The 25,386-nt window shown below is 72.1% G+C and carries 21 protein-coding genes and 1 riboswitch; of the genes, 7 read left to right on the top strand and 14 right to left on the bottom strand.

All coding sequences use genetic code 11. From position 1 onward, the window contains the following. Positions 1 to 4 precede the first annotated feature (4 nt). Complete coding sequence (locus ACGF8B_RS07420; RefSeq protein WP_072485872.1) at positions 5 to 658, bottom strand: response regulator transcription factor; 654 nt, start codon at positions 656 to 658, stop codon at positions 5 to 7. A 382-nt stretch (positions 659 to 1,040) separates the two neighbouring features. Here ACGF8B_RS07420 and ACGF8B_RS07415 point away from each other — a divergent pair, with 382 nt between their 5' ends. Next, positions 1,041 to 1,214 carry a hypothetical protein gene (locus ACGF8B_RS07415; protein WP_392735643.1) on the top strand — a complete coding sequence of 58 codons (174 nt, stop codon included), beginning with the start codon at positions 1,041 to 1,043 and terminating at the stop codon, positions 1,212 to 1,214. Positions 1,215 to 1,289: 75 nt separating this feature from the next. Here the strand turns inward: ACGF8B_RS07415 and ACGF8B_RS07410 are convergent, their stop codons facing one another. Both ACGF8B_RS07410 and ACGF8B_RS07405 read right to left on the bottom strand, forming a co-directional pair. Further along, positions 1,290 to 2,108: an inositol monophosphatase family protein gene (locus tag ACGF8B_RS07410; protein ID WP_392735641.1), complete on the bottom strand. Its 819-nt coding sequence runs from the start codon at positions 2,106 to 2,108 to the stop codon at positions 1,290 to 1,292. Positions 2,109 to 2,143: 35 nt separating this feature from the next. Further along, positions 2,144 to 3,271, bottom strand: a complete 1,128-nt coding sequence (locus tag ACGF8B_RS07405; protein ID WP_392735639.1) for a ferrochelatase — start codon at positions 3,269 to 3,271, stop codon at positions 2,144 to 2,146. A gap of 153 nt (positions 3,272 to 3,424) precedes the next feature. On the opposite strand from ACGF8B_RS07405, the gene ACGF8B_RS07400 reads away from it, so the two are divergent. Continuing rightward, positions 3,425 to 4,666, top strand: a complete 1,242-nt coding sequence (locus tag ACGF8B_RS07400) for an MFS transporter (RefSeq protein WP_392735638.1) — start codon at positions 3,425 to 3,427, stop codon at positions 4,664 to 4,666. Next, the gene (locus tag ACGF8B_RS07395) at positions 4,629 to 5,945 is read left to right on the top strand and encodes a D-arabinono-1,4-lactone oxidase (RefSeq protein ID WP_392735636.1); all 1,317 of its coding nucleotides are present in this window, start codon (positions 4,629 to 4,631) and stop codon (positions 5,943 to 5,945) included. Before ACGF8B_RS07400 ends, ACGF8B_RS07395 begins: the two co-directional genes overlap by 38 nt. A gap of 67 nt (positions 5,946 to 6,012) precedes the next feature. On the opposite strand, the gene ACGF8B_RS07390 is transcribed toward ACGF8B_RS07395, so the two are convergent. Beyond that, the gene (locus ACGF8B_RS07390; RefSeq protein ID WP_392735634.1) at positions 6,013 to 7,053 is read right to left on the bottom strand and encodes a hypothetical protein; all 1,041 of its coding nucleotides are present in this window, start codon (positions 7,051 to 7,053) and stop codon (positions 6,013 to 6,015) included. A gap of 497 nt (positions 7,054 to 7,550) precedes the next feature. Between ACGF8B_RS07390 and sepH the strand changes: the two genes are divergently transcribed. Beyond that, positions 7,551 to 8,609, top strand: a complete 1,059-nt coding sequence (gene sepH / locus ACGF8B_RS07385) for a septation protein SepH (protein ID WP_392735632.1) — start codon at positions 7,551 to 7,553, stop codon at positions 8,607 to 8,609. Between the two features lie 123 nt (positions 8,610 to 8,732). Here the strand turns inward: sepH and ACGF8B_RS07380 are convergent, their stop codons facing one another. After that, a complete protein-coding gene (locus tag ACGF8B_RS07380) occupies positions 8,733 to 9,560 on the bottom strand; it encodes a sulfurtransferase (RefSeq protein WP_392735630.1) in 828 nt (275 codons plus the stop codon). A gap of 233 nt (positions 9,561 to 9,793) precedes the next feature. On the opposite strand from ACGF8B_RS07380, the gene ACGF8B_RS07375 reads away from it, so the two are divergent. Beyond that, a complete protein-coding gene (locus ACGF8B_RS07375; RefSeq protein ID WP_392735628.1) occupies positions 9,794 to 10,570 on the top strand; it encodes a VOC family protein in 777 nt (258 codons plus the stop codon). Here ACGF8B_RS07375 and ACGF8B_RS07370 read toward each other — a convergent pair. From ACGF8B_RS07370 to ACGF8B_RS07350, 5 genes are all read right to left on the bottom strand, one after another. Next, a complete protein-coding gene (locus ACGF8B_RS07370; protein ID WP_392735626.1) occupies positions 10,542 to 11,462 on the bottom strand; it encodes a PaaX family transcriptional regulator C-terminal domain-containing protein in 921 nt (306 codons plus the stop codon). The two genes, ACGF8B_RS07375 and ACGF8B_RS07370, sit on opposite strands and share 29 nt — an antisense overlap. Positions 11,463 to 11,505: 43 nt before the next feature. Further along, the gene (locus ACGF8B_RS07365; RefSeq protein ID WP_392735624.1) at positions 11,506 to 12,156 is read right to left on the bottom strand and encodes a thymidine kinase; all 651 of its coding nucleotides are present in this window, start codon (positions 12,154 to 12,156) and stop codon (positions 11,506 to 11,508) included. A 51-nt stretch (positions 12,157 to 12,207) separates the two neighbouring features. Then, positions 12,208 to 13,395: an alkaline phosphatase family protein gene (locus ACGF8B_RS07360; RefSeq protein ID WP_392735622.1), complete on the bottom strand. Its 1,188-nt coding sequence runs from the start codon at positions 13,393 to 13,395 to the stop codon at positions 12,208 to 12,210. Next, positions 13,395 to 13,991 carry a DUF5998 family protein gene (locus ACGF8B_RS07355; protein ID WP_093539487.1) on the bottom strand — a complete coding sequence of 199 codons (597 nt, stop codon included), beginning with the start codon at positions 13,989 to 13,991 and terminating at the stop codon, positions 13,395 to 13,397. The genes ACGF8B_RS07360 and ACGF8B_RS07355 overlap by 1 nt, the downstream gene beginning before the upstream one ends. 96 nt (positions 13,992 to 14,087) lie before the next feature. Further along, positions 14,088 to 17,006: a GNAT family N-acetyltransferase gene (locus ACGF8B_RS07350; RefSeq protein ID WP_392735620.1), complete on the bottom strand. Its 2,919-nt coding sequence runs from the start codon at positions 17,004 to 17,006 to the stop codon at positions 14,088 to 14,090. Between the two features lie 173 nt (positions 17,007 to 17,179). On the opposite strand from ACGF8B_RS07350, the gene ACGF8B_RS07345 reads away from it, so the two are divergent. Continuing rightward, entirely contained in the window at positions 17,180 to 17,461 is a 282-nt protein-coding gene (locus tag ACGF8B_RS07345) for an HPr family phosphocarrier protein (protein WP_329819353.1), read from the top strand. Between the two features lie 260 nt (positions 17,462 to 17,721). Here ACGF8B_RS07345 and ACGF8B_RS07340 read toward each other — a convergent pair whose 3' ends face one another. The 4 genes from ACGF8B_RS07340 to ACGF8B_RS07325 form a co-directional block, all read right to left on the bottom strand. Further along, positions 17,722 to 18,417, bottom strand: coding sequence for a GntR family transcriptional regulator (locus ACGF8B_RS07340; protein ID WP_392735618.1), 696 nt, complete (start codon positions 18,415 to 18,417; stop codon positions 17,722 to 17,724). A gap of 226 nt (positions 18,418 to 18,643) precedes the next feature. Continuing rightward, entirely contained in the window at positions 18,644 to 19,465 is an 822-nt protein-coding gene (locus tag ACGF8B_RS07335; protein WP_392735617.1) for a M23 family metallopeptidase, read from the bottom strand. A gap of 13 nt (positions 19,466 to 19,478) precedes the next feature. Then, positions 19,479 to 19,644: riboswitch (cyclic di-AMP (ydaO/yuaA leader) on the bottom strand. A gap of 236 nt (positions 19,645 to 19,880) precedes the next feature. Beyond that, positions 19,881 to 21,263: a M16 family metallopeptidase gene (locus tag ACGF8B_RS07330; protein ID WP_392735615.1), complete on the bottom strand. Its 1,383-nt coding sequence runs from the start codon at positions 21,261 to 21,263 to the stop codon at positions 19,881 to 19,883. A gap of 26 nt (positions 21,264 to 21,289) precedes the next feature. Beyond that, positions 21,290 to 22,654: a M16 family metallopeptidase gene (locus ACGF8B_RS07325; protein WP_392735614.1), complete on the bottom strand. Its 1,365-nt coding sequence runs from the start codon at positions 22,652 to 22,654 to the stop codon at positions 21,290 to 21,292. A gap of 270 nt (positions 22,655 to 22,924) precedes the next feature. On the opposite strand from ACGF8B_RS07325, the gene ACGF8B_RS07320 reads away from it, so the two are divergent. After that, positions 22,925 to 25,375 (top strand): DNA topoisomerase (ATP-hydrolyzing) subunit A, encoded by a 2,451-nt coding sequence (locus tag ACGF8B_RS07320; protein WP_392735612.1) that lies wholly within the window; start codon positions 22,925 to 22,927, stop codon positions 25,373 to 25,375. The last annotated feature ends 11 nt before the right edge of the window (positions 25,376 to 25,386 follow it).

Below are 25,386 nucleotides of genomic sequence, written 5' to 3'. Positions count from 1 at the left end.
GCCGTCAGATCCGGTAGCCGGAACCGGGCACGGTGACGATGACCGGCGGCTCGCCGAGTTTCCGGCGCAGCGTCATGACGGTCACCCGGACGACGTTGGTGAACGGGTCGGTGTTCTCGTCCCATGCCTTCTCCAGCAGCTGCTCGGCCGAGACGACCGCACCCTCGCTGCGCATCAGGACCTCCAGCACGGCGAACTCCTTCGGTGCGAGCTGGACCTCCGTCTCGCCCCGGAAGACCTCGCGCCGATTGGGGTCGAGCTTGATCCCGGCCCGCTCCAGGACGGGCGGCAGGGCCACCGTGGTGCGCCGGCCGAGCGCCCGCACCCGTGCGGTCAGCTCGCTGAAGGCGAAGGGCTTGGGCAGATAGTCGTCGGCCCCCAGCTCCAGGCCCTCGACGCGGTCGCTGACGTCGCCGGACGCGGTGAGCATCAGCACCCGGGTGGGCATGCCCAGCTCGACGATCCGCCGGCAGACGTCGTCGCCGTGGACCAGCGGGAGGTCCCGGTCGAGCACCACGACGTCGTAGTCGTTGACCTCGATGCGCTCCAGGGCCGCCGCGCCGTCGTACACGACATCGACGGCCATGGCCTCCCGGCGCAATCCGGTGGCCACCGCATCGGCGAGCAGCTGCTCGTCCTCCACGACGAGTACGCGCACGGCGCTGTCCTTCCTTAGAAACCTACAGAAATCCGGGTGGAAACTTCAGAACGTCCCAAAGTGCCCACGGTCCGTGATCCGGACACCCCTCGGCACGGGTCTGTGCGGCTCCATCCTGCCCGCAACGCGCATAAACCGGCGGTAAGACGACGCGCAGCGGCCTGGGGCCCGGTGGAATTCACCGGATTTTCGGGCCAGTTGAGGTTTCCCCCGGTTCGGGCCCGGGGAGGACGAATTCACACCCGAGATCACGCCTTGAATGTGGCGTGCCACAGGCCACTCCGTCCCCGGAGAGCGCGTGATCACCCGCCCTACCGCCTCCGTGCGGAGGGAAACCCCGGGCACACCCCCGTGCCACCGACCCACGATGAGGGGGCGCATTATGGACGCTTTCACCGCAGGTCTGCTGCAGCGGATCAAAACCACCGAGTACGACCTCACGAGAGCTCGGGAGACCGGCGACGACTTCCTCGCGGATGTCGAGCAGGGCGAGCTGGACGACCTGCACCGCCTCGCCGCCGAGCACGGCGTCGAGATCGGCGCCACCAGCGTCTGAGCACATCGGCACGAAGGGCCCCCGATGCCGTCACCGGCGTCGGGGGCCCTTCCCGCGTACCGGGCCGGCCTGCTTTCAGTCGTGCCAGGCGCCGAACTCGTCCAGGAGCGCCTGGAGCGGCTCGAAGACGCCCGGCGTCGCGGCGACCGTCAGATCACCGTCGGCGGGCAGCCCGGGCCGCCCGCCGGTGAGCGCGCCCGCCTCACGGGCGATGAGGTCGCCGGCCGCCAGGTCCCAGGGGTGGAGCCCGCGCTCGTAGTAGCCGTCGAGGCGGCCCGCGGCCACATCGCAGAGGTCCACGGCGGCGGAGCCGCCGCGGCGGATGTCACGGAGCCGCGGGATCAGCTTCCCGGCCACGTCCGCCTGGTGCGCACGGACGTCACCGACGTAGTTGAAACCGGTCGAGACGAGCGCCTGGTCGAGCGGCGGCGCGGTCCGGCAGCGCAGCGCGGTGCCGTCGCCGTACGCGCCGCCCTCCACGTACGCGCCGCCGCCGAGCACCGCCCGGTAGGTCTCGCGGCGCATCGGGGCCGCCACGACGCCCACGACCCGCACGCCGTCCCGCTCGGCGGCGATGGACACGGCCCAGGTGGGCAGCCCGTACAGGTAGTTCACGGTGCCGTCGAGCGGGTCGACGACCCAGCGGATTCCGCTGCTGCCCTCGGCGCTGGAACCCTCCTCGCCGAGGAAGCCGTCCTGCGGGCGGCGCTCGCTGAGGAAGCCGGTGATCAGCTTCTCGGCGGCGATGTCCATCTCGGTGACGACGTCGATCGGGCTGGACTTCGTCGCGGCCACTCCCAGATCGGCCGGGCGGCCGTCACGGAGCAGCGCGCCGGCCCGTGAGGCGGCCTCCAGGGCGAGGGCGAGCAGTTCGGACAGGTTCGGGTCGGTCACGGCTCTCCAGGGGGTTCGTGGGGGCGCAGGGGCTCTTACGCGTAGGGGCTGTCGGCGCCCGCGGCGGCGGGCTTGAGGGCCCGGGCCGGGCAGCAGCCGACCGGACAGAGGTCGTGGCCCGGCCCGAGCGAGCCCAGCGCACACCGCCGGCCGGCCTGTCCCCGCTCGGTGGCGGCGCGCTCAAGCACCAGGTCGCGCACGGCGGCGGCGAAGCGCGGGTCGGCGCCGACGGTGGCCGACCGGCGCACCGGCAGGCCCAGCTCGGCGGCCTTCGCGGTGGCCTCCGTGTCGAGGTCGTACAGGACCTCCATGTGGTCCGAGACGAAGCCGATGGGGGCCATCACCACGGCGGGCACACCGTCGGCGTGCATCGCCTCCAGGTGGTCGCAGATGTCGGGCTCCAGCCAGGGGATGTGCGGGGCGCCGCTGCGCGACTGGTAGACGAGCCGCCAGGGGTACTCGACGCCGGTCTCCTCGCGCACCGCGTCGACGATCAGCCGGGCGACGTCGAGGTGCTCGGCGACATAGGCGCCGCCGTCGCCGTGCGCCTCCACGGGGCCGGAGGTGTCGGCGGCGGAGGTGGGGATGGAGTGCGTGGTGAAGGCGAGGTGCGCCCCGCCCCGTACGTCCTCGGGGAGGTCGGCCAGGGAGGCGAGGACGCCGTCCACCATGGGGGTCACGAATCCTGGGTGGTTGAAGTAGTGCCGGAGCTTGTCCACCCGGGGCACCGGCAGCCCCTCCGCCTCCAGGGCGGCCAGTGACTCGGCGAGATTCTCGCGGTACTGCCGGCAGCCGGAGTAGGAGGCGTAGGCGCTGGTGGCGAGAACGGCGATGCGGCGGTGCCCGGCCTCGGTCATCTCACGCAGGGTGTCGGTGAGGTAGGGCGCCCAGTTGCGGTTGCCCCAGTACACCGGCAGGTCCAGCCCGTGCCCGTCGAAGTCCTTGCGCAGGGCGTCCAGCAGGGCCCTGTTCTGGGCGTTGATCGGGCTGACGCCACCGAACAGGAAGTAGTGCTTGCCCACCTCCTTCAGCCGCTCCTCGGGGATGCCCCGGCCACGGGTCACGTTCGCCAGGAACGGGACCACGTCGTCCGGGCCTTCGGGGCCGCCGAAGGAGAGCAGCAGCAGGGCGTCGTAGGGAGCGGGATCGCGCAGATCGGACATGACGACGATCCTGCCACCCGCCCCGGACGGCGCTCCCACCGACATCGGCTCCCGGGCCCACCCCGGTGCCGGGCCGATCGCCCCGACCGTAAGCTGTGTCGGTTACGTTCATGCATTACAGGCGTGTGCGATCACGCTGTTCCGGAGCTCTCCTTGCCCAGTCCCTACCGCGCGATATTCGCCGCCCCCGGCACCAAGGGGTTCTCGGCGGCCGGATTCCTCGGCCGGATGCCGCTGTCCATGATGGGCATCGGCGTGGTGACCATGATTTCCCAGCTCACCGGCCGCTACGGGCTGGCCGGCGCGCTCTCCGCGACGCTGGCGATGTCCGCGGCGGTGATCGGACCGCTGATCTCCCGGCTCGTCGACCGGCACGGACAGCGCCGGGTCCTGCGTCCCGCGACCCTGGTCGCGCTGACGGCGGTGGCCGGGCTGCTGGTCTGCGCGCAGCAGCGGCTGGCCGACTGGACGCTCTTCGTCTTCGCGGCGGGCGCCGGCTGCGTGCCCAGCGTGGGCTCGATGATCCGGGCCCGCTGGGCGGAGATCTACCGGGGTTCGCCGCGGCAGCTGCACACCGCGTACGCGTGGGAGTCGATCGTCGACGAGGTGTGCTTCATCTTCGGGCCGATCATCTCGATCGGTCTGTCCACCGCCTGGTTCCCGGAGGCCGGGCCGCTCCTGGCGGCCGGGTTCCTGCTGGTCGGCGTGGTCTGGCTGACCGCGCAGCGGTCCACCGAGCCCGTTCCGCATCCGCGCCGGGAGCACACCGGTGGTTCCGCGCTGCGCTCGCGGGGGCTCCAGGTGCTCGTGGTGACGTTCGTGGCCACCGGTGCGATCTTCGGGTCGATCGACGTGGTGACGGTGGCCTTCGCCGAGGAGCGGGGCCACAAGGCCGCCGCGAGCCTCGTGCTGGCCGTGTACGCGCTGGGATCCTGCCTGGCCGGAGCGGTCTTCGGCCTGCTCCGTCTGAAGCGGAAGGCGTCCACCAGGTGGCTGGTGGGCGTGTGCGCGATGGCCGTGAGTATGATCCCCCTCCAACTGGCCGGGAACCTGCCGTTCCTGGCCGTGGCGCTCTTTGTCGCGGGTCTCGCCATCGCACCGACGATGGTCACCACCATGGCTCTCGTCGAACAGCACGTACCGCGCACCGAACTGACCGAGGGCATGACCTGGACCAGCACCGGGCTCGCCGTCGGGGTGGCGCTCGGCTCCTCGGCCGCCGGCTGGGTGGTCGACGCGTCGGGGGCGGAGGCGGGGTACGCGGTGCCCGTCGCGGCGGGAGCGCTCGCGGCCGCGGTGGCGTTCCTGGGGTATCGCCGGCTCAGCGGGCCGGTTCTCATGGAAGGGCGCGCGGAAGATGACCGACGCACGGACGACGACGAACGCGTGGCGTAACTGGGCGGGAAACGTCACCGCCCGGCCGGTACGGGCCGTGTCCCCGGCCTCCGTACCGGAGCTCGCCGAGGTGCTGCGCCGCGCGTCCGAGGACGGTCTGCGGGTGAAGCCGGTGGGCACCGGTCACTCCTTCACCGCGACGGCGGCCACCGATGGCGTGCTGATCCGCCCGGACCTGCTCACCGGCATCCGGAACATCGACCGCGAGGCGATGACGGTGACCGTCGAGGCCGGCACCCCGCTGAAGCGGCTGAACACCGCCCTGGCCCGCGAGGGCCTCTCGCTCACCAACATGGGCGACATCATGGAGCAGACGGTCGCGGGCGCCACCTCGACCGGCACCCACGGCACCGGCCGTGACTCGGCGTCCATATCCGCGCAGATCCGCGCCCTCGAACTGGTCACCGCCGACGGCACGGTGCTGACCTGTTCGGAGACGGAGAACGCGGACGTCTTCGCCGTCGCCCGGATCGGGCTCGGCGCACTGGGTGTCATCACGGCGATCACCTTCGCCGTGGAGCCGGTCTTCCTGCTGACGGCCCGTGAGGAGCCGATGACCTTCGACCGGGTCCTGGGCGGCTTCGACGAGCTGGTCGCGGAGAACGAGCACTTCGAGTTCTACTGGTTCCCGCACACCGGCAACTGCAACACCAAGCGCAACAACCGCAGCGCCGGTCCCGCCGCCCCGCCCGGAAGGGTCAGCGGCTGGGTCGAGGACGAGCTCCTCTCCAACGGGATCTTCCAGGTGGCCTGTTCGCTCGGCCGGGCGGTGCCCGCCACCATTCCCTCGATCGCCAAGCTCTCCAGCCGTGCCCTGTCGGCCCGCACGTACACCGACATCCCGTACAAGGTCTTCACCAGCCCGCGCCGGGTCCGCTTCGTGGAGATGGAGTACGCGCTGCCGCGCGGGGCCGCCGTGGAGGCGCTGCGCGAGGTGAAGGCGATGGTCGAGCGTTCGCCGCTGCGGGTCAGCTTCCCGGTGGAGGTCCGTACCGCCCCCGCGGACGACATCGCGCTCTCCACGGCCTCGGGCCGCGACAGCGCGTACATCGCCGTCCATCTCTACAAGGGCACGCCCTACCAGGCGTACTTCACGGCGGTCGAGCGGATCATGACCGCCCATGGCGGCCGCCCGCACTGGGGCAAGGTCAACACCCGTGACGCCGAGTACCTCGCCGGGGTGTATCCGCGGTTCGGCGAGTTCACCGCCGTACGCGACCGGCTCGACCCGGACCGGCTCTTCGGCAACGACTACCTGCGCCGGGTCCTGGGCGAGTAGGTCCGCCGGACACCCGACGGCCCCGCAGGTCCCGGTCGCACGTCTCCGGGTCCTGCGGGGCCGTTCGTCACTGTCCGGCGGTGGCGGTGGCGCCGTCGCCCTGTGCCGGGGCCTCGCCCGCGGGGTCCGTGCCGGTGGTGGCGCCGTCGGCCGGTGCCGACGGGGAGGGAGTGGCCGCCGGGGACGGGCTCGTACGGTCACCGGTGCTGCCGGACTTCGTGGGGCCGGGCGTCGGGTCGGCCGAGGAGGCACCGCCCTCGCCGGCGGCCGGGCTCCGGTCGGCGCCGCCCTGCGAGTCCGTGCCGGGCGTCGCGCCGTTCTCCTGACCGGGCGTCTGCTTCCGGTCGGGGCCGGTGGTGGTGGACGGCGCCGGATCGTTCGACCCGGAACTCCGCTCCCCGCCGCGCACCACGGAGCCGACGGTCGTCCCGCTGCCTCCGCTCAGGTCGTTGCCGGAGAGCAGCTCGAACGTGGTGATTCCGGTCATCGTGAGGACGAAGACCACCGCCGCGCCGAGTGCGGAGCGCTTCCAGCCGCGGATCCGGGTGCCGTGTGTGCTGGCTTCGGAGAACTCCTCGTCCGGGTCCGGACGTGCCGTGGTGAGCAGCTGGGTCGCGTCGACCGGCCGCAGCAGGCGCGTACGGTCCGGGTCGTCGGCCGGGGCGGGCGGCGGGACCTCGGCGTCCACTCGGCGCAGCACGGTCGTGGCGTCCATGGCGGGCAGCACGGTGGTGGCGTCCGGGGCATCCGGGGTTCCGCCGCGGGTACCGGCCGGGGTCCTGGCCGGCGGCAGCCGCGTCCCCCCGGCCGTACGAGCGCCGCTCGTCTCGCGCGTATGCACCGTCACCTCGCGGCCCGGGTGCTTCACATGGACCGTGACCTCGCGGATCTGCTCCCCCGTGCGCCGGAAGAAGTGCTGGAAGACCGAACCTCCGCAGGTGGCGACGACGCTCATCACTCCGGCGCCGAGGATCGTCCCGTACACGCCCAGCTGGGAGGCCGCCACCGCCGCCGCGACCGCCGCCACGGCACTGCCCGCGACCTGCGGCAGGCTCAGATCTATGCGCCTTTCTCTGGGTTCCGTGTCGCTTTCCGGCTTCTGCACCATTTCCAGCCCTTGATTGACATCTCTCCCACCATGCAACAGGAAGGGACATTTGAGCGAAGTGAATAGTTCCGGTTCCGGGGATTCTGTGAAGCAGGACACGAGCGCGGGGCGCACCACCCCCGGCCCGGTGACCCAACTCCCGCACCTCAGGAGAACTTCGGCGGCGCGGCGGTCCACCCTCGTGGCCCGAATGGAGTACTGTGGCGAGCCCTGGGGCCGGACTCCCGTACGGGTGTCCGGGATCTTCGGGAGGGGGCCGAAGGAGGCACTCGATCCGGCGGCGCCACGGCATCGCACGGAGACTGGCTACATGAGGTGACCAGAGGTCACTTTCTGTTGCAGAATAGGTCACCGTGTCATACCGGCGATCAAGGGCTCACGCCCGACACGCCGGGCAACACGGCAATGTTGTGGCAGGCTGCACCCGGGCAGGCCACACTCGACTAGCGGAAGCAGCGACGCACGTGACGTCGGCAGGCACCACCCGGGAGGTCCCCATGCCCGAACTGCGTGTCGTGGCCGTCTCCAACGACGGCACACGACTGGTGCTCAAGGCTGCGGACAGCACGGAGTACACGCTTCCCATCGACGAGCGGCTGCGCGCCGCTGTGCGCAACGACCGCGCGCGACTCGGCCAGATCGAGATCGAGGTGGAGAGCCACCTCCGCCCCCGCGACATCCAGGCCCGGATACGAGCCGGTGCCTCCGCGGAGGAGGTCGCCCAGTTCGCCGGAATCCCCGTCGACCGTGTCCGCCGCTTCGAGGGCCCGGTGCTCGCGGAGCGCGCCTTCATGGCCGAGCGGGCCCGGAAGACTCCCGTGCGCCGTCCCGGCGAGAACACCGGACCCCAGCTCGGCGAGGCGGTGCAGGAGCGGCTGCTGCTGCGCGGCGCCGACAAGGAGACCGTCCAGTGGGATTCCTGGCGCCGCGACGACGGCACCTGGGAAGTCCTCCTGGTCTACCGGGTCGCGGGCGAGCCGCACTCGGCGAGCTGGACGTACGACCCGCCTCGCCGGCTGGTCCAGGCGGTGGACGACGAGGCGCGCTCGCTGATCGGCGAGACCGACGACGTCGCCGCGCCCGAGCCGAGCTTCCCGTTCGTGCCCCGGATCGCCCGGCTGCCGCGCGACCGGCCGCTGGACCGTGCCCTGGACCGTCAGATGGAGCGGCCCACGGCCCCGCCGCCCCCGCCCGAGCCGGAGGAGCACATCTCGGCCGGTGAGCGCGATTCGCTGACCAGCCTGCTGGAGGCGGTGCCGAGCTTCCGCGGCGACATGGTGGTGCCGGAACGGCCGGCGCCACCCGAGCCGCCTGCGATCGAGCCCGCCGCGCAGGAGCCGGAAGCCGGTGAACCGCCGGCCGCGGCGGCCTCCGCGGGCGCCGGTTCCGCCTACGCGGATGTGCTGATGCCGCGAGCGGTGGCCGGTCACCGCGACCGGCTGACCGGTACGACGGACCGCCAGGCCGAGGCGGACGGCGTCCGGCCCGGCCGCCGGGCCGCCGTACCGACCTGGGACGAGATCGTCTTCGGTACCCGCCGCAAGAAGCAGGACTGAGCGGGGAACCGCGGCATGACGAGGGCCCGTACGCCACTGCGTACGGGCCCTCGTGCCGTCTGCGTCCGCCGGGCCGGGCGCTTACCGGGCCGGGCGCGGCGGTCCCGGTCGGCGCACCCTCCCTTACCGGGGCTCGGGCCCCGTCGCCACCGGGCGGGACTCGTCGCCGGACCACTCGGACCAGGAGCCCGCGTACAGCGCCGCGGGGATCCCGGCGACGGCCAGGGCCAGGACCTCGTGGGCGCCGGAGACACCGGAGCCGCAGTAGACGCCGATCTCGTCCGCCCGGCCGGCGCCGAGTTCCTCGAAGCGGGCCGCCAGCGCCTCCGGGGCCAGGAACCGCCCGTCGTCCCCCGTGTTCTCGGAGGTCGGGGCCGAGACGGCGCCCGGGATGTGGCCGCCCACCCGGTCGATCGGCTCCACGTCGCCGCGGTAGCGCTCGGCGGCCCGCGCGTCGAGCAGCAGCCCCGAGCGGGCCAGCGCCGCCGCTCCGTCCGCGTCCAGCAGTGCCAGCGCGCCGGGGACGGGCCGGAAGTCACCCTCGGCCGGAGCCGGGATCCCGGTGTCGAGATCGCCCGTCCAGGCGGCGAGACCGCCGTCCAGGACTCTGACGTCCGGGTGTCCCGTCCAGCGCAGCAGCCACCAGGCGCGGGCCGCGGCCCAGCCCTGGCCGCCGTCGTACACGACCACCGGGGTGTCCCGGGAGACACCGGCCCGGCGCATCACCGCCCCGAACGCGTCCGGGTCGGGCAGTGGATGGCGTCCGCCGCGGCCCGCGGGGCCGGCGAGTTCCGCGTCCAGGTCGACGAAGACCGCACCGGGAATGTGCCCGGCCTCGTACTCGGGCCGCCCCTCGGGGCCGCCGAGCTGCCAACGTACGTCCAGGAGCACCGGCGGACGTGGCCCCGCCGACTCGCTCGCGTATTCCGATGCGGTGATGATGGGCTTCATGGGTGCCATCCTCGCGCAGGAGGCACCCCACCCGTACCACCTTCGAAACGGGCGCACCGAAGCAAACCGGTCTCCCTCCGTCGAGATCCGGAAAGTGCGGCGCGGCCGGAGCACTTCGTGCGCCGGGTGGTGCCAACATCTGCACGGGGCGTACACATCCCGTACCGCACGACGGCGAGCCGGCCCCGTTTTCCCCCGTACGGCCACCCCGATGGTCCGAGGAGAGAGTGACGATGACCGAGGCTGCCGCGCCGCGTACGCCCGGAACACCTTGCTGGGTGAGTCTGATCGTGCACGGCATGAGCACGACCCAGCACTTCTACGCCGATCTGTTCGGCTGGGAATTCGTGCCGGGTCCGGACCAGTTGGGTCCGTACGTCCGGGCGCTGATCGACGGAAAGGTGGTGGCGGGCATCGGACAGCTGCCGCCGGACCGACATCTGCCGGTCGCCTGGACGACCTATCTGGCCACGGACGACGCGGATCTCACGGCGGAGGCCATCCGGTCCTGCGGGGGAACGGTCGCCGTGGGGCCGCTCGACGCGGGCGAGGCGGGCCGGCTCGCCATCGCCTCCGACCCCGGCGGTGCGGTCTTCGGGGTCTGGCAGGCCGCCGCGCATGTCGGTACCGCGCTCGCCGGTGCCCCCGGCACGCCGGTCTGGAACGAGCTGGTCACCCGGGAGACCGCGACGGTCTGCAAGTTCTACCAGACGGTCTTCGGCTACGAGGCGGAGGCGGTCGTCTCGGCCGACTTCGACTACCAGACCCTGCATCTGGAGGGCCGGCCGGTGGCGTCGCTGCACGGTGTCGGCCATGCCCTGCCGCGCGACCGGGGCCCGCACTGGATGACGTACTTCGAGGTCTCCGACACCGACGAGGCCGCCCGGCGGGTGGTGGAGCTGGGCGGGTACGTCCTGCAGCCGCCCCGGGAGGGGTCGGGCGGCCGGGTGGCGACCGTGGCCGACCCGGAGGGCGCGGCGTTCACGATCGTCCGGTCGGCCGTTCGCTGAGCCGTCCGGCAGCCCGGTCCCCGCCGGTCCGGACCCGTTCGACGTGCCGGTGGGCGGGGCCGGCCAGCCGGGCGTGCATCTCGTCGAAGAGTTCGGACGCGTGGGTTCCGCTCCATTCGGCGGGCAGCAGTTCACGCGCGACGCCGGGATCGAGGTAGACCAGCCGGCGCCAGTCGGTGAGGACCCTGATGTACGTCGTGAACGCCTCCCGGTCCGCCACCCCCGGACCGTTCGCGATCCGCTCGGCCACCGGGCGGTGCGCGGCGAGGAATTCGACGTACAGCCGTTGCAGCCGGGCGGTGTCCCACCAGGAGCGGACCTTCGTGGCGAGTTCGCCGCCGTCGCCCCCGCCGGCCGAGAGGTAGTCGGCGCGGAAGAGGTCGGCGTACGCGCGCAGGCCGTGTCTGGCCAGCATGGACTCCGCCTCGTCGTGCACATGCCCGGGTGCGATCCACACGCCGGCGGACACCGAACCGAAGCCGAGCCGGGTGAGCTGGGTGCGCAGGGTGTGCCGCCTGGCGCGTTCGGACTCGGGCACCGAGAAGACGACCAGTACCCAGCCCTCGTCGACGGTGGCCCGCCGCGCGGCGAAGATGCGCGGATCGCCGTCGCGCAGCATCCGCTCCGTCTCGGGCGAGATCCGGTATCCGGCAGCCCCGGACACCGTCCGGGCTTCGAGCAGCCCGGCCCGCTTCAGCCGTGAGACGCAGGAGCGCACGGTCGGTGCCTCGACGCCGAGGTCGGCGAGCAGCTGGATCAGCGAGGCCACCGACATCCAGCCGTCGGTGTCGCGCGCGTAGAGCCCGTAGACGGTCACGATCAGCTGTCTGGGCTGCACCTTGCCCAGCGGGCCCGGTCCGGAGTCGTCCTCTTCCGCGCTCACCGTGTTCACGGCCTCATCCTAAGCAGCGGGACACGGGTGGCCGACGGGCGGCTCAGCCGGAGGTGACGGGCAGCACGTCCGGCGACAGCGCACCCGCGCGGGCGGTGGCGCTGGTGGTCCTGCGCTGGTGGTGGCGCCGGCACAGCACCTCGTAACCGACCTCACCCGCCTGCTGGTTGACGTCGCCCACGACCACCTGGGCGCCTTCGACGACCATCTCGCCGCCGACCGTCCGGGCGTTGTGCGTGGCCCGTGCGCCGCACCAGCAGAGCGCTTCGACCTGGAGGGTCTCCACCCGGTCGGCCAGCTCGATCAGCCGCTGGGAGCCGGGGAACAGCTTGGTCCGGAAGTCGGTGGTGATGCCGAACGCGAAGACGTCCAGATCGAGGTCGTCGACGATGCGCGCCAGCTGATCGATCTGGACGGGGGCCAGGAACTGCGCCTCGTCCACGATCACGTAGTCCGCCCGGCCGCCGCGGCTTATCCGGCCGACGAGATGGGCGTACAGATCCATGCCCTCGTCGGCCTCGACGGCGTCGGTGACCAGTCCAAGGCGCGAGGACAGCTTGCCCTCCCCCGCCCGGTCGTCACGGGTGAAGATCACGCCCTGCAGGCCGCGTGCCGAACGGTTGTGGCCGATCTGGAGCGCCAGTGTGCTCTTTCCGCAGTCCATCGTTCCGGAGAAGAACACAAGCTCGGGCATGAGGGGTCGAGCACCTTTCGGGCAAGGGAAGGGAAGTGGGGAGAAACGCGGTTACGAGCGTACTTCGAGGAGCGGGACGAGCTGCTCCGCGGGGGTCATCGAGCCGTGCATGCCGACCATCACGGACTCGTGCGGCTCGTTGACGGATGCGGTGATCACCACGTCGTCGTGGGCCGCCGCGACGACGTCGCCGATCCTGCCGCGGACCCGTTCGTCGACCTTCGGGCCGAACCAACCGGCCGCGATCGCCTCGTCCCGGCCCGCCACCCAGAACTGCTCGCCGAGCACTTCCTGCCAGACGGTCAGCACGTCGTTCTCGGCGCCCGGGACGGCGTACACATGACGGGCCCGGCCCTCGCCGCCGAGCAGGGCGACGCCCGCGCGCAGCTCCCAGTCCTCGTCGAAGTCGATCCGGGACTGCTCGTCGAACGGGATGTCGATCATGCCGTGGTCGGCGGTGATGTAGAGCGCCGAGCGGGGCGGGAGCTGTTCGGCCAGGCGCCGCGCCAGACCGTCCACATACATCAGCTGTCCGCGCCAGGCGTCGGAGTCGACGCCGAAGCGGTGTCCCTTGCCGTCGACCTCGCTGTAGTACGTGTAGACGAGCGACCGGTCGCCCATGGCGAGCCGTTCGGCGGCGATGTCCATCCGCTCCTCGCCGGTGAGCCGGCCCAGGAACGAGCCGCCGCTGAGCGCGACCTTGGTGAGCGGGGTCTGCTCGAAGGCGGGGGCGGAGACCTGGGCGGTGCGCACGCCCGCGGCGTCGGCGAGCTGGAACACGGTGGGGTACGGCTGCCAGACCTTCGGGGAGGTCCAGGGCTTCCAGCGGAGCTGGTTCATCAGCTCGCCGGTCTCCGGATTGCGTGCGCTGTAGCCGGGCAGGCCGTGCTCCCCGGGCGGCAGCCCGGTGCCCACCGAGGCGAGCGAGGTCGCCGTGGTGGCCGGGAAGCCCGCCGTTATCGGGCGGCCGGTACCGCCGCGCGAGGTGGGCAGCAGGGAGTGCAGAAACGGCGCCTCGTCGGGGTGGGCCTTGATCTGTTCCCAGCCGAGGCCGTCGATCAGGAACACGCAGTTCCGGTCGGCGGGGGTGAGTTCGGGGATGGCCGCGGTGAAGCCCGCGACGCCCTGTCCGGCGGCGAGCGTGGGAAGCAGATCGGCGAGCGATCCGCTGCCGTACTCCGGCACCGGGGCGCTGTCGACGGGGAGCGGAACGGGGTCCTGCCAGGCCGGCTGCGCCATCAGCGGCCGGTCGCCGCGGTCGCGGCCGTGGCCTCGGAGAGCGACTGGGCGAAGGCGAGGGTCTGGCGCACGGTGTCCGGTCCGTCACCGGCCTCGCTGACCCGCAGGCTCAGGTCGTCGGCGGTGGAGTTGCCCGTGTAGCCGTGGTCGGCCTCGCAGTTGGGGTCGCCGCAGGCGGCCGGCTCCAGGTCGATCCGGGAGACCGCGCCCCAGCCGATGGTGAGGACGACCTCGCGGGGCAGCGTGCCCGGTACGTACTTCTCGGGGTTGGCGACGACCCGGCTGACCACGACCGACGAGATCCGGTCGAGCTTGACCGACTCCGTGGAGGTGGTGGCGTACGGGGTCGGGGAGCTGGTGTCGGCGTTCTGCTCGTCGGTGTGGCTGACGATGAAACGGTTGTCCGTCAGGACCAGGACCGTGACGTGGCGGCGCACCTCGTTGGAGTCGAAGGTGGTCTCCTGGTGCACCAGGTACGAAGCGACCGGCTCACCGCCCACGGCGGCCTCCACCGCCTCGGCCACGAGGGCCGGGTAGTAGCCACTGCGCTCGATCGCCGCGCGCAGCCCCTGGGTCGTCGTACCGGTCTTTGCCATGAGGACCATCCTACGGGGGGCGGATGACTGCCGGGGACGTTGTGCGGCAGGGCCGACCGGGACCCCGGGGCGGGACGGTGGCCGCCCCGGCCGGTGTCAGTAGTTGGGGAGGCGGCGGGGGCCGAGGTCGGTGCGGGCCGGGGGCGGCGAGAGGCGGACGCTCGCGCCGAGGACGGTGAGCCCCTGGGTGGCGACCACGACCGGTTCCAGGGCGATGGAGACCACCTCGGGGTGGTCGTCGACCAGCCGGGAGACCCGCAGCAGCAGCTCTTCGAGGGCCGCGGTGTCCACGGGTGCCGCGCCGCGCCAGCCGAACAGCACCGGGGCCGCCCGGATGGACCGGATCAGTTCGGCGGCGTCGCGGTCGGTGGCCGGGACGAGGCGGTGGGCGGTGTCGCCGAGCAGTTCGGAGGGCGCGCCGGCGAGCCCGAAGGACAGCACGGCGCCGGCCGCCGGGTCGATCGTGGCCCGTACGACGGTGTCGACGCCGCGCGGCGCCATGGCCTGGACCACCGGCTGGAGTTCGGCGGGCTTGCCGAGCAGGTCGGTCAGTTCGCCGTAGGCCCGGCGCAGCGCGGTCTCGTTGGCGAGGTCGAGCCGGACGCCGCCGAGGTCGGCGCGGTGGCGCAGGTGCGGCGCGGTGGTCTTGAGCGCCACGGGGTAGCCGAGCCGGGCCGCCGCCGCGACGGCCGCGTCCGGGTCGGGTGCCGGGAGCGTCGGCCGCACGGTGATGCCGTAGTGGCCCAGGAGCTCGCGGGCCTGGTCGGGCGCGAGCTGGAGGCCCCTCGGGTCGGGGTCGGGGCCGAGGAGGGTGTCGATGAGTCCGGCGGTGCCGGGCTCGTCGATGGTGTCGTCGAGGAACTCGGGCACCTTGCCGGGCACGGCGGCCTGTCGTCGCCACTGCGCGTACCGCACCGCTTCGGCCAGGGCGCGCACCGCCCGTTCGGCGGCGGGGTAGGCAGGGATCCGGCCGTTGCGGGTTCCGGGGCCGGAGGCCGTGGGTACCGGGCCGGGACCGGGCGGAGTGGCGGCCGCGGGGCCGGAGGCCGTGGGTACCGGGCCGGGACCGGGCGGAGTGACGGCCGCGGGGCGTGCGGGGCTCGCGGCCGGGGCGGGCTGCGCCGGGGGACGCGGCTGGGCGACCGTGCTGGTGGCCGCGGCGAGGGCCTCGGCCAGACCGCCGATCTCGACGTGCACGACGGCCACCGGCTTGGCCGGGCCTGCGGCGGCGGCCGTGTGCAGGGCGGCCGCGAGCACCTCCCCGTCGCCCGATTCCGCCTCGCCGTCCTCGCCGACCCACGGGATCGCCGTCACGACGACCGAGTCGCAGCCGTCGTCGGCGAGGGCCTCGGCGAGCGCGTTCCTGAAGTCCTGCGGGGTGGCGGCGGTGGTGAGGTCCAGGGGCGGGCGCGGGCGCAGCCCCTCGGCGAGGCAGGCGTCGTACGTGAGCAGACCGAGCGATTCGGAGTTGCCGAGGATCGCGACCCTGGGGCCGGCCGGGAGCGGCTGGTCGGCGAGGAGAAGGCCCGCGTCGACCATCTCGGTCACCGTGTCCACCCGGATCACGCCCGCCTGCCGCATCAGCGCGGAGACCGTCGCGTCCGGGATCCGGGCGACCGGCACCGCGTGGCCGGGCGGGGTGGAACCGCTGTGCCGGGCGCCCTTGACCACGACCACCGGCTTCACCGCCGCGGTGCGCCGGGCGAGGCGGGTGAACTTGCGGGGGTTGCCGAGCGATTCCAGGTACAGCAGGGCGACGTCGGTGTCGGGGTCCTCGTACCAGTACTGGAGGAAGTCGTTGCCCGAGATGTCGGCACGGTTGCCGGCGGAGATGAACGTGGACAGGCCCGCGCCGCGCCGGTAGAGCCCGGAGAGCAACGCGATGCCGATCGCTCCGGACTGGGTGAACAGGCCGATACGTCCGGGGGCGGGCGGCTCGGGGGCGAGCGAGGCGTTCAGCCGGACGGTTTCGGCGTTGTTGATCACACCGAAGGCGTTCGGGCCGATGATCCGCATCCCGTACGAACGGGCCTGCCGGACCAGTTCGCGCTGCCGTTCCCGGCCCTCGGCGCCCCATTCGGCGTATCCGGCGGAGAGCACGACCAGGCCCTGGACGCCGTGCTCGCCGCAGTCCGCGACGGCTTCCGGGACCCGGTCGGCGGGGACGGCGACGACCGCGAGGTCGACCGGCTCATCGATCTCGCCGATCGAGCGGTGGGCGGGGACGCCGTCGACGGTGTCCCGGTCGCCGGCGAAGGCGCGGTTCACCGCGTAGGTGCGGCCGGTGAAGCCGGCCCCGAGGAGATTGCGCAGGACCGTGCGGCCGACGCCGCCGGGAGACCGGCCGACGCCGATGACGGCGACGGAGCCGGGGGCCAGCAGGCGCTGCACGGACCGTGCCTCCGCCCGCTGTTCACGGCCGCGCTGGACGGCGAGGGACTCGGCGGTCGGTTCGAGGTCCAGGGTCAGGTGGACGGAACCGTCCTCGAAACTGCGCTGCTGGGTGTACCCGGCATCCCGGAACACCTTGATCATCTTGTTGTTGGCGGGCAGCACCTCGGCGGCGAAGCGGCGGATGCCGCGCTCACGGGCGACGGCCGCGATGTGTTCGAGGAGCGCCGAGGCCACGCCCCGGCCCTGGTGCGCGTCCTGGACGAGGAAGGCGACCTCGGCCTGGTCGGCGGGGGCGGAGGCGGGCCTGCCCCGCTCGTCGATCCGGTCGTAGCGGACGGTCGCGATGAACTCGCCGCCGACCGTGACGGCGAGCCCCACCCGGTCGACGTAGTCGTGATGGGTGAAGCGGTGGACGTCCCGGTCCGACAGCCGTGGGTACGGGGCGAAGAACCGGTAGTACTTCGACTCGTCGGAGACCTGCTCGTAGAAGCTGACCAGCCGTTCGGCATCGTCCGTGGTGATGGGCCTGATGCGCGCGGTGCCTCCGTCGCGGAGCACCACGTCCGCTTCCCAGTGGTCGGGATAAGCGTGATGCGGACTCTGCTCCGGCGCGGGCTGCATGGGCAAAGAGTACGGCTCCGTCAGCGGTCGCGTAGGTCTCGGGGCCGGGGCAGTCTGAGAGGGCCGATCGGCGGGTCCGCGGGCGTTATGGGCTGTTCCCGGGGTCGGCCGGAGCACCGCGCACCGCGTGAGAGACTGGTCTAGACAACTGTTGATTCGTGAAGGGCAGAACCATGGCTGAGCGCCGCGTCAACGTCGGTTGGGCCGAGGGCCTGCACGCCCGCCCCGCTTCCATCTTCGTCCGTGCCGCCACGGCTTCCGGCGTCCCGGTGACGATCTCCAAGGCCGACGGCAACCCGGTGAACGCCGCTTCCATGCTCGCGGTCCTCGGTCTCGGCGCGCAGGGTGGCGAGGAGATCGTGCTCGCGTCCGAGGCCGACGACTCCGAAGCCGCCCTGGACCGCCTGGCGAAGCTGGTCGCCGAGGGACTTGAGGAGCTCCCGGAGACCGTCTGAAACACCCTCGGCGAGAGAGCCGCGGCACCCTGAACCGGGGCCGCGGCTCTTTTGTCTCCCGGTGCCCGCCGAACGGGTTCCGGCCTCCAGGATTCAGACGCACGGAATCCGGGCGAAGCAGAATCCGGGCGAAGCAGAATTCGAGCAGGACAGAATTCAGACAGGACGGAATTCACGCGGACGGAATCCAGGCGGTCATAATTTCGACTGCCCGGAATGCGCCCCTGCGCGGCGACTTCTCTTTGTATACGGCGTGATTGTTAATTCCGGGCACCTGCGGCGTTTACGGAATGTTGCGAGGTCCTCACCCGGCCGGCCCCGGGCGCGCCGGGCCGCCGGCGCGGCCGGTGCGCGGCCGCGGCCCGTTCCGCGTGACGGGCGGCCAGCGCCCTGGCCCGTTCCGCGTCGCCGCGTGCCACCGCGTCCACGATCGCCCCGTGCTCGGCCCAGGAATCCACCGGCCGGGCGGACTGCTCGACCACGTACATCCAGTCGATCTTGTGCCGCAGTTGGGTGAGCAGCGCGATCAGACCCGGACTGCCGGAAGCCTGTGCCAGCGTCTCGTGGAACCAGCCGCCCAGCGAGCGCAGATCGTCGCCCTCGCCCCGCCGGGCCCGGTCCTGGCCGAGCCGCACGAGACCGCGGAGCACCTTGAGGTGTGCCTCGGTGCGGCGTTGCGCGGCACGGGCGGCGCCCAGCGGCTCCAGCAGCGTACGGACCTCCAGGAGATCGGCCGCCTCCCGCTCGGTGGGCTCGGCGACGCAGGCGCCCGCGTGCCGCCGGGTGACCACGAAGCCCTCGGACTCCAGGGTGCGCAGCGCCTCCCGCACCGGGACACGGGAGACCCCGTATCGGCGGGCCAGCAGTTCCTCCGTGAGACGGCTGCCGCGTACGAAGACACCGGAGACGATGTCGTCACGGATTGCCGTGCATACCGAATGCGCCGGAATGCGCATGTCCGAACCTCCGTCTCGATCCCCGCGAATCGCGGCCGGCCGATGCCTGTTCCGCGACTCTATTGCAATGCGGCCGCATTTCCGATGCCGGGCGGGAATTCATGAATATCTTTTGGCCGCGGGGCGGTACGGCGGCCGGTCGTCCCGGGCGGCCGGGATCGCCGGACACGTCGAAGGCCCCGGCGCGCTGCCGGGGCCTTCGACGAGGTGGTGCGGTGGGCGCCGGTCAGACGCGGACGCCGTGGGCGCGCAGGTACGCGACCGGGTCCATGTCGGAGCCGTACGACGGGGTCGTCCGGGCCTCGAAGTGGAGGTGCGGTCCGGTGGAGTTGCCGGTCGAGCCGGAGAGGCCGATCTGCTGACCCGCGCCGACGCTCTGGCCGACGGAGACGCCGATCGAGGAGAGGTGGCCGTACTGGGTGTACGTGCCGTCCGTCATCCGGAGCACGATGTTGTTGCCGTACGCGCCGCCCCAGCCGGCCTCGACGACCGTGCCGGCGCCGACGGCGACGACGGAGCTGCCGGAGGCGGCGTGGAAGTCGATGCCGGAGTGGCTGCCGGAGGACCAGAGCGAGCCGCTGGACTTGTAGCCGGTGCTCACGTACGAGCCGGCGACCGGAAGCTGGAAGGAGCCCAGGCGGGTGCGCTCGGCGGACCGGGCGGCGCGGGCCTTCTCGGCGCGGGCCCCGGCGGCACGCTCGGCCTCGGCCTTGGCCTCGGCCACTGCCCTGGCCTTCGCCTCGGCCTTCTTCTTGGCCTCGGCCTTCCGGTGGGCCTCGGCCTTCGCCTTCGCGGCGACGTCGGCCTGGTGCTGCTGGACGTCGGCCTGGGCGTCGATCCGCTCGGCGAGGGTCTTGTCGATGGCGATGACCTGGTTGAGGCCGGTATCGCTCACGGAGGGTGCGTCGGAGTCCGCCGCGGAGGCGGGAGCGGCCAGGCCGCCGATGACGCCGGTGGTGGCCAGAGCCGCGACGCCGACGGCCTTCGCGCTGCCGCGCTTCAGTCGGCTCGGGGCACGGTGCTTCCCGGTGACACGGGTGAACGCCATGGAGGGGCTGGTCCTTTCCTTCCTTCTCGCCTACCGGGTTAGCTGACGGGTTCGGAGCAGGAAGGTCTCCTACGGACGCCCCGGCCCATCCGGGCTCAGACGTCCGATTCACCCCAGGGACTGCGTGGGTCCCCGGCTCCCCAGGCTCGCGCCTGACGGGGACTCGGCGATGACTGTCCGGTACGTCGCGGATGCGGCATACGAGTGACGGGCAGTCGAGCCGACGCTAAGCGGGGGCGCTTTCATTCACCAAACGGACAGGCCGTTTTGTAGCGCATCCCACAGGGCAGACAGGCAACCTTCCCTCAGAACGGACAAAAGGGAAGACCCCGGCGAGATCGCGCTCGCGAGGGCCTTCCTTATGTCCCGATACGCAACGAAACGGCGGGACGTACGTGTCGTGGCGGGCTGGTCGTCAGCCGGTGACCACCGACACTTCTCCGATGCCCAGGGCACGGACGGGCTCCTCGATCCGGGCCGCGTCGCCGACGAGGATCGTGACCAGCCGGTCACCCGGGAAGGCGTTGACGACCGCCGCGGTCGCCTCGACCGTGCCGGTCTCCGCGAGCCGGGCGTACAGCCGAGCCTGGTAGTCGTCCGGCAGGTGCTGCTCGACCTGGTCGGCGAGGGTGCCCGCGACGGAGGCAGCCGTCTCGAACTTCAGGGGCGCCACACCCACGAGGTTCTGCACGGCCGTCTCGCGCTCCTCGTCGGTCAGGCCCTCGGCCGCCAGGGTCCGCAGGACCGTCCACAGGTCCTTGAGCGCCGGCTCGGTGGATTCGGTGTCCACCGAGCCGCTGATGGCGAGCATCGCGGCACCGGTCGCCCCCGAGGCGGAGTCCGCGGCCGAGGAACGCAGTACCTGGGCGAAGGCCCGCACGCCGTACGTGTAGCCCTTCTCCTCGCGCAGCACCCGGTCGAGCCGGGAGGTGAGCGTGCCGCCCAGGCAGTACGTGCCGAGCACCTGGGCCGGCCACACGCTGTCGTGCCGGTCGGCCCCGATCCGGCCGATGAGCAGCTGGGTCTGCACCGCGCCCGGACGGTCGACGATGACCACCCGGCCGGTGTCGTCGGCGGTGATCGGCGGGGCGGGGCGCGGCGCGGCGGTGTCTCCGGACCAGTCGCCGAGAGTGTCGGCGAGCAGGACGTCCAGGTCGATGCCGGTGAGATCCCCGACCACCACGGCGGTCGCCGTGGACGGCCTGATGTGGGCGTCGAAGAAGGCGCGTACGGCCGCCGTGTCGATCCGCTCCACCGTCTCCTCGGTGCCCTGGCGCGGGCGCGACATCCGCGCCGTGGCCGGGAACAGCTCCTTGGAGAGCTGCTTGGCGGCACGCCGCGCCGGGTTGGCCTGCTCGTGCGGGATCTCGTCGAGCCGGTTGCGTACCAGCCGCTCGATCTCGCTCTCGGCGAAGGCCGGCGCCCGCAGCGCCTCGGCGACCAGCGCGAGTGCCTTGGCCAGCCGGGAGGCGGGGACCTCCAGGGAGACCCGGACGCCCGGGTGGTCGGCGTGCGCGTCGAGCGTGGCGCCGCAGCGCTCCAACTCGGCGGCGAACTCCTCGGCAGTGTGCTTGTCGGTTCCCTCGTTCAGCGCCCGCGACATGATCGTGGCCACGCCGTCGAGGCCCTCGGGCTCGGCGTCCAGCGGGGCGTCGAGGAAGATCTCGACCGCCACGACCTGCTGGCCGGGGCGGTGGCAGCGCAGCACCGTGAGGCCGTTGGGCAGGGCGCCGCGCTCGGGCGCGGGAAAGGCCCAGGGGCGGGCGGTGCCGGGGGCCGGCTGCGGGTGGTACTGCATCGAAACTCCAGTCGCGGCAGCGTCGGTCACTGGTCCGCCCCTTCGTGCGCGTCGGTGTCGGTCTCGTCGGTGTCCGCGGGCTCGGCCGGCTCGACCGGCTCGTAGACCAGCACCGCGCGGTTGTCGGGGCGCAGCTGGGCCCTGGCGGCCGCCTGCACCTCCTCCGCCGTGACGTCGAGCACCCGCTGAACGGCGGTCAGGGCGAGCTGCGGGTCACCGAACAGCACGGCGAACCGGCACAGTTCGTCGGCGCGGCCGGCGACCGTACCGAGGCGGTCCAGCCACTCGCGCTCCAACTGGGCCTGCGCGCGCTCCATTTCCTCGGGCGTGGGGCCCTCGGCGGCGAACCGGGCGAGCTCCTCGTCGACCGCGGCCTCGACCTGCGGCACCTCGACACCGCCGGACATCTTGACGTCCAGCCAGCCCAGCGAGGGCGCGCCGGCCAGCCGCAGCAGCCCGAACCCGGCCGCCACGGCCGTACGGTCACGGCGGACCAGGCGGTTGTGCAGCCGCGACGACTCGCCGCCGCCGAGCACGGTCAGTGCCAGGTCCGCCGCGTCGCACTCGCGGGTGCCGTCGTGGGGCAGCCGGTAGGCGGCCATCAGCGCCCGCGCCGGGACCTCCTCGCGCACCTCCTCGCGCAGCTGCTCGCCGATGACCTCCGGGAGCGTGCCGTCGCGCGGCGGCTGCTTGCCGTCGTGGGACGGGATGGAGCCGAAGTACTTCTCGACCCAGGCGAGGGTCTGCTCGGGATCGATGTCGCCGACCACCGAGAGGACCGCGTTGTTGGGCGCGTAGTACGTACGGAAGAAGGTGCGCGCGTCCTCCAGGGTCGCGGCGTCCAGGTCGGCCATCGAGCCGATCGGGGTGTGGTGGTACGGGTGGCCCTCGGGGTAGGCCAGCGCCGTCAGCTTCTCGAACGCCGTGCCGTACGGGACGTTGTCGTAGCGCTGGCGGCGCTCGTTCTTGACGACGTCGCGCTGGTTCTCCATGGACTCCTCGTCGAGCGCGGCGAGCAGTGAGCCCATCCGGTCGGCCTCCAGCCACAGGGCCAGCTCCAGCTGGTGCGTGGGCATGGTCTCGAAATAGTTGGTGCGCTCGAAGCTGGTGGTCCCGTTGAGCGAGCCGCCGGCCCCCTGCACCAGCTCGAAGTGGCCGTTCCCCTTGACCTGGCCCGAGCCCTGGAACATCAGGTGCTCGAAGAGGTGAGCCAGCCCGGTGCGTCCCTTGACCTCGTGGCGCGAGCCGACGTCGTACCAGAGGCAGACCGCGGCGACCGGGGTCAGATGGTCCTCGGAGAGCACCACGCGCAGGCCGTTGGCCAGGCGGTGCTCGGTCGCTGTCAAGCCGCCGGAGCCGGCCTGAGCGGTGGCCGTGTGACCCATGGGCATGTACGTCCCTTCGATCGCGATACTGGATTTCCTGCGAGACCTGCCACTTTAGGCAAGCGCACGGGCGCGTGGCGAAGTTCCCGTAACCCGGAAGTTCGCGTGAAAGGGGGACGCATCCCCCGCGCGGCAGGGCGCGAAAGCGCCTCGACCGGGGCCCGGAACTCCTCTTGGGACGGGTCGAGGTCGGCGATGTCAGTGCGGCGGTCCACAATGGTCCGCGTCAGAACCTGAGGTTGCCCGAACAGAATCCGTGAAGGAGTCGCAGCAGCGATGGCCCGCCGCAGCACGAAGACCCCGCCGCCGGACGACTTCGAGGAGAAGATCCTCGACATCGACGTCGTCGACGAAATGCAGGGCTCCTTCCTCGAGTACGCGTACTCGGTGATCTACTCACGGGCCCTGCCCGACGCCCGCGACGGCATGAAGCCGGTGCACCGCCGCATCGTGTACCAGATGAACGAGATGGGCCTGCGCCCCGATCGCGGCTTCGTGAAGTGCGCCCGCGTCGTCGGCGAGGTCATGGGTAAGTTGCACCCGCACGGCGACGCGTCGATCTACGACGCGCTGGTCCGTCTGGCGCAGCCGTTCTCCATGCGGCTCCCCCTGGTCGACGGCCACGGCAACTTCGGCTCGCTCGGAAACGACGACCCGCCGGCCGCCATGCGGTACACCGAGTGCCGGATGGCCGACGCGACGTCGCTGATGACGGAGTCGATCGACGAGGACACCGTCGCTTTCCAGTCGAATTACGACGGCCAGGAGACGGAACCGACCGTTCTCCCCGCCGCGTACCCGAACCTCCTGGTCAACGGGTCGTCCGGGATCGCGGTCGGCATGGCGACCAACATGCCGCCGCACAATCTGGGCGAGGTCATCGCCGCCGCCCGGCACCTGATCAAGCATCCGGGCGCGGACCTGGAGACCCTGATGCGGTTCGTGCCCGGTCCAGACCTGCCCACCGGCGGCCGGATCGTGGGCCTGGGCGGCATCAAGGACGCGTACGCCCGCGGTCGCGGCACGTTCAAGATCCGCGCGACCGTCTCGGTGGAGAACGTGACGGCCCGCCGCAAGGGCCTGGTCGTCACCGAACTGCCCTTCACCGTCGGCCCGGAGAAGGTGATCTCCAAGATCAAGGACCTGGTCTCGGCCAAGAAGCTCCAGGGCATCGCGGACGTGAAGGACCTGACCGACCGCGAGCACGGCCTGCGCCTGGTCATCGAGGTGAAGAACGGCTTCGTGCCGGAGGCGGTGCTGGAGCAGCTCTACAAGCTGACGCCGATGGAGGAGTCCTTCGGCATCAACAACGTGGCGCTGGTCGACGGTCAGCCGCTCACGCTGGGGCTCAAGGAGCTCCTGGAGGTCTATCTCGACCACCGCTTCGACGTGGTGCGCCGGCGCAGCGAGTTCCGCCGGGGCAAGCGCCGCGACCGGCTGCATCTGGTCGAGGGCCTGCTCGTCGCGCTGATCGACATCGACGAGGTCATCCGGATCATCCGGTCCAGTGACAATTCGGCGCAGGCGAAGGAGCGGCTCATCGAGCGCTTCTCGCTGAGCGAGATCCAGACGCAGTACATCCTGGACACCCCGCTGCGCCGGCTGACCCGGTTCGACCGGATCGAGCTGGAGAGCGAGCGGGACCGCCTCAACAGCGAGATCGACGAGCTGACCGTCATCCTCGAATCGGACACCGAGCTGCGCAAGCTGGTCTCTTCGGAACTGGCCGCGGTCGCCAAGAAGTTCGGCACCGACCGGCGCACGGTGCTGCTGGAGTCGGCCGGTTCGCAGGTCGCCTCGGTGCCGCTGGAGGTCGCCGACGACCCGTGCCGGGTGCTGCTGTCGTCGACCGGTCTGCTGGCCCGCACCGCCAACGACGAGCCGATCGTGCTCGCCGAGGACGCCAAGCGGGCCAAGCACGACGTGATCGTTTCGGCGGTACCGGCGACGGCCCGCGGCGATGTCGGCGTGGTGACGTCGACGGGCCGGCTGCTGCGGCTCGCGGTGATCGATCTGCCCCAGCTGCCGGACACCCATGCGGCGCCCAGCCTGTCGGGCGGGGCGATGATCGCGGAGTTCCTCACGCTGGAGAGCGACGAGTCCGTCGTCTGTCTCACCACGCTCGACGAGGCCTCCCCCGGCCTGGCGATCGGCACCCTCCAGGGTGTCGTGAAGCGAGTGGTGCCGGACTACCCGGCCAACAAGGACGAGTTGGAGGTCATCGCTCTCAAGGACGGTGACCGGATCGTCGGCGCCGCAGAGCTGCGGACCGGCGAGGAGGATCTGGTCTTCATCACGTCCGACGCGCAGCTGCTGCGCTACCCGGCGGCGCAGGTGCGGCCGCAGGGCCGTCCCGCCGGTGGCATGGCGGGGGTCAAGCTCACGGCGGACGCCGAGGTGATCTCGTTCACGGCGGTGGATCCGGCCGCGGACGCGGTGGTGTTCACCGTCGCGGGCTCGCACGGCACGCTGGACGACTCGGTGCTGACGTGCAAGCTCACCCCGTTCGACCAGTACCCGCGCAAGGGCCGGGCCACCGGTGGGGTGCGCTGCCAGCGGTTCCTCAAGGGCGAGGACCTGCTGGTGTTCGGCTGGGCGGGTGAGACGCCCGCCCGCGCCACCCAGGAGAACGGCACGCCGAGCGAGCTGCCGGCTCCGGACCCCCGGCGCGACGGTTCGGGAACGCCGCTGATCAAGCCGGTCGCGGTGGTCGCGGGACCGGTGTAGCCGGTCGGCCG

It is taken from the genome of Streptomyces sp. NPDC047917 (assembly GCF_043204345.1).
In the GTDB taxonomy this organism is placed as follows: Bacteria; Actinomycetota; Actinomycetes; order Streptomycetales; family Streptomycetaceae; genus Streptomyces; species Streptomyces sanglieri.
The sequence above is the reverse complement of the archived record's forward strand: the minus strand, read 5'-3'. Positions and strand labels throughout refer to the sequence as shown.